Origin of the sequence: Saccharopolyspora sp. (assembly GCF_017434145.1) — a bacterium.
In the GTDB taxonomy this organism is placed as follows: domain Bacteria; phylum Actinomycetota; class Actinomycetes; order Mycobacteriales; family Pseudonocardiaceae; genus Saccharopolyspora_C; species Saccharopolyspora_C galaxeae.
In genome coordinates this window covers 1-4,356 of record NZ_JAFRFW010000511.1, presented here as the reverse complement: position 1 = coordinate 4,356, position 4,356 = coordinate 1, and the positions used below count along the sequence as shown (strand labels likewise).

Here is a 4,356-nt window from a genome sequence, read left to right as displayed (position 1 = left end):
TGCGGCGCTGCGCGGCCGGGGCGGCGAGGACCAGCTGGCGATCCGGACCGAGCTGTTCGGCCGCCGGATCGTGCGCGCCGCGCCGCAGCCGGTGCGCGACTGGACTCCGCGCGGCACCGCGCTGATCACCGGAGGGACCGGGGCGATCGCGCCGGACCTGGCGCGCTGGCTGGCCGGGCAGGGCGCGGAGCACATCGTGCTCACTTCGCGGCGCGGCCTGGACGCCGAAGGAATGCCGGAGCTGGTCGCCGAGCTCGCCGAGCGAGGCACCACCGCCACCGTCGAAGCCTGCGACGTCACCGACCGCGAGGCCGTGGCGGCGCTGCTCCACCGGCTGCGCGCCGAAGGCCACGAGATCCGCACCGTCGTGCACGCCGCGGTCGTCATCGACCTGCACACGATCGAGAGCACGACGCTTCAGGACTTCATCAGCACCGTGCACGCCAAGGTCACCGGCGCGCGGCACTTGGACGAGCTGCTGGACGATGACGTCGACGCCTTCGTGCTCTACTCCTCGATCGCGGGCATGTGGGGCAGCCGCGCGCACGCGGCCTACGCGGCGGGCAACGCCTACCTCTCCGCGCTCGCCGAGAACCGTCGCGCGCGCGGAGCCACCGCGACGTCGCTGCACTGGGGCAAATGGCCGGACTCGCCGGAGCTGGCCGAAGCCGACCGGCACGGTGTGCGCCGGACCGGCCTGCGCGTCCTCGACCCGGAGGTGGCGTTCACCGCGCTGAAGCGGGCGTTGGACGCCGACGCCGGGGTGCTCGCGCTGACCGATGTGGACTGGGCGCCGTACCACCAGATCTTCACCGCATCCCGGGAATCGCGGCTGTTCGACGAGAGTCCGGAGATCCGGGCGGCCGCGCCGCAGCAGGAACCGGAGGCCGGTGGCTTCGCCGCGAGGATCCGCGCGATGTCCGCCGACGAGCGGCGCCGGACCCTGCTGGAGCTGGTGCGCGGGCAGGCCGCCGCGGTGCTCGGGCACACCGGCAGTTTGCAACCGGCCGAGCGGCGGGCGTTCCGCGAGCTCGGCTTCGACTCGGTCACCGCGGTCGAACTGCGCAATCGGCTGGTGCGCGCGACCGGCCGGACGCTGCCTACGACCGCGGTGTTCGACCACCCGTCCCCGGCGGCGCTGGCGGAGTTCCTGGACGGCGAGATCTCCGGGTCGCAGCGGGCCGCGGTCGCCCGCGCCAGCGCCGACCCGGACGAGCCGATCGCGATCGTCGGCATGGGCTGCCGGTTCCCGGGCGGGGCCACCACGCCGGAGCAGCTGTGGCGGCTGCTGCTGGACGGCGCCGACGTGACCTCGCAAATGCCCGCTGATCGCGGGTGGGACGCCGACGGGCTCTACGACCCGGACCCCGAGCGGGCGGGTCGCACCTACTCGGTGCGCGGCGGATTCCTGGACGATCCGGCCGGTTTCGACGCGGGGTTCTTCGGGATCTCGCCACGCGAGGCGCAGGCGATGGACCCGCAGCAGCGACTATTGCTGGAAACCGGCTGGGAGGCGCTGGAGCGCGCCGGTATCGCTCCCGAGCGGCTGCGCGGCAGCGCGACCGGCACCTTCATCGGTGCCAGCCACCAGGGCTACAGCGCCAGTGCGTTCGGCATCGGCGACGGCACCGAGGGGCAGTTCATCACCGGCGCGGCGGCCAGCGTGCTCTCCGGCCGGATCGCCTACCTGCTCGGGCTCGGCGGCCCGGCCGTCACGGTGGACACCGCCTGCTCGGCCTCGCTGGTCGCGCTGCACCTCGCGGCGCAGTCGCTGCGCAGCGGGGAGAGCGAGCTGGCGCTGGCCGGAGGCTCGACGGTGCTGTCCGGACCGCAGGACTTCCTCGGGTTCAGCAGGCTCGGCGCGCTGTCGGTGGATGGCCGGTGCAAGGCGTTCGCCGATGGCGCGGACGGGATGAGCCTGGCCGAGGGCGTCGGCGTGGTGGTGCTGGAGCGGCTGTCGGAAGCGCGTCGCAACGGGCATCCGGTGCTGGCGGTGCTGCGCGGCTCGGCGACGAACCAGGACGGTGCCTCCAACGGCCTCACCGCGCCGAACGGTCCCGCGCAGCAGCGGGTCATCCGCCAGGCGATGGCGAACGCCGGGCTCGGGCCGTCCGATGTGGACGCCGTCGAAGCGCACGGCACCGGCACCGCGCTGGGCGATCCGATCGAGGCGCAGGCGTTGCAGGCGACCTACGGCACCGGCCGGGACGAGCCGCTGCGGCTGGGTTCGCTGAAGTCCAACATCGGCCACACGCAGGCCACCGCCGGTATCGCGGGAGTCATCAAGATGGTGCTGGCGCTGCGGAACGGCACGTTGCCGAAGACGCTGCACGCGGAGACGCCGTCGGCGCACGTCGACTGGTCCGGTGGCGAGCTCGAGCTGCTCACGGCAGCCAGGCAGTGGCCGGAGTCCGACCGGCCGCGGCGGGCCGCGGTCTCGGCGTTCGGCATCAGCGGCACCAATGCGCACGTGATCCTGGAGCAGGCGGTACCGGACGAGCAGGAGCAGGCGGGGCCAGCGAGCGGGATCGCGCCGGTGCACGAGGTGCTGCCGTGGGCGCTGTCCGCCCGGTCCGAGGCCGCGTTGCGCGAGCAGGCGAGGCGGCTGCCGCTCGATGCGGACCCCGCCGGGACGGGCTTGGCGCTGCTGACGACGCGCGGAACCTTCGAGCACCGCGCCGTCGTCCTCGGGGCAGGCGAACCCGTGGCAGGCGAACCCGACGAAGGCCGGGAAGAATTCCGCGGCGGTCTCGCGGCGCTCGCCGCGGGCGCCGGCGCGGCGAACCTGGTGCAGGGCACCGATTGCGGCGGCACCGGCCCGGTTTTCGTGTTCCCCGGCCAGGGTTCGCAGTGGCCGGGCATGGGCCGCGAACTGCTGGCCACCTCTGCGGTCTTCGCCGCGAAGATCGACGATTGCGAGCGGGCGCTGGCGCCGTTCGTGGACTTCTCGCTGCGCGCGGTGCTCTCCGGCGAGGTGCCCGAGGACGTCGCGGAGCGCGTGGACGTGGTGCAGCCCGCGCTGTTCGCGATGATGGTCGCTCTCACCGAGGTCTGGCGCGCGCACGGCACCGAGCCGCGTGCCGTCATCGGCCACTCGCAGGGGGAGATCGCCGCCGCGCACGTCGCCGGAGCATTGTCCCTTGAGGACGCAGCACGCGTGGTCGCGTTGCGCAGCAAGGCTTTGCTGGCCTTGGCCGGGCAGGGCGGAATGGTCTCGCTGGCGACGTCCGCCGAGCGGGCCGTGGAGCTGATCGAGCCGCACGAGGGCCGGATAGCGCTCGCCGCGGTCAACGGCCCGTCCGCGGTCGTCGTCTCGGGCGAGCCGGATGCGCTGGCCGCGCTGATCGCCGAGTGCGAGGGTCGCGCCGTGCGCGCCCGCACGGTCGCGGTGGACTACGCCTCGCACGGCCCGCACGTCGAGCAGGTCCGGGAAGAACTCGCCGACACGCTCGCAGCGATCAGTCCGCGGCCGGCGACCGTCCCGTTCTACTCCACGGTGACCGGCCAGCGCATCGACACCGCGGAACTCACCGCCGACTACTGGTACACGAACCTGCGGCACACCGTGCGCATGGAGGAGGCCACCCGGGCGCTGCTGGGCGACGGGCACCGGGTCTTCGTGGAGACCAGCGCGCACCCGGTGCTGGCGAACGCGATCTCCGAGACGGTGGACGAGTCCTGTCCGGACCCGATTGCCGTGCTGGGCACGCTGCGCCGTGACGACGGTGGGCCGCGACGGCTGCTGGTGTCCCTGGCCGAGGCGTGGACGCACGGCGCTCCGGTGGACCTCACGACGCTGTTCACCGGTGACCCCGGTGGTGTGGTGGAACTGCCGACCTACCCGTTCCAGCACCGCCGCTATTGGCTCACCCCGCGCAAGCCTTCCGGTGGCGAGGTGGACGCGGAGTTCTGGGAGCTGGTCGAGCGCGGCGAGTCCGGCCCGCTGGCCGAGCGGCTGGGCGTGGACGGCGCGGCGCTCGACGAGGTACTGCCCGCGCTGGCCGGGTGGCGGGAGCGATCGCGGCATCGCTCGGCAGTGGACGCGCTGCGCTACCGGATCGGCTGGAGCCGCTTCGACGCGCCCGAACCGGTCGCGGGCACCTGGCTCGTCGCGGTGCCGGATTCGCACGGCGGGCGGGTCGCCGAGTTGGTGGACGCGCTCGGCGAGGGCACCGTGGTGCTGCCGGTGGGCGCGCAGCATCGCGACGAACTTGCCCTCGAACTGCGGAAATCCACCGAGGACAAGGAGATCGCAGGCGTAGTTTCGCTGCTCAGCGCCGTGGAACCGGGCGATTCACCGGTCCCCGCGCAGCTGTCCGGGCCGTTGCGGCTGGTGCAGGCCGCGCTGGACGCGGA

Annotated in this window: 1 protein-coding gene; it reads left to right on the top strand. The window is 73.6% G+C overall.

The features are described 5' to 3' along the window. Positions 1 to 4,356 (top strand): type I polyketide synthase (locus IJH84_RS14130; protein WP_295145111.1); only part of this gene is annotated, 4,356 nt, incomplete at both ends.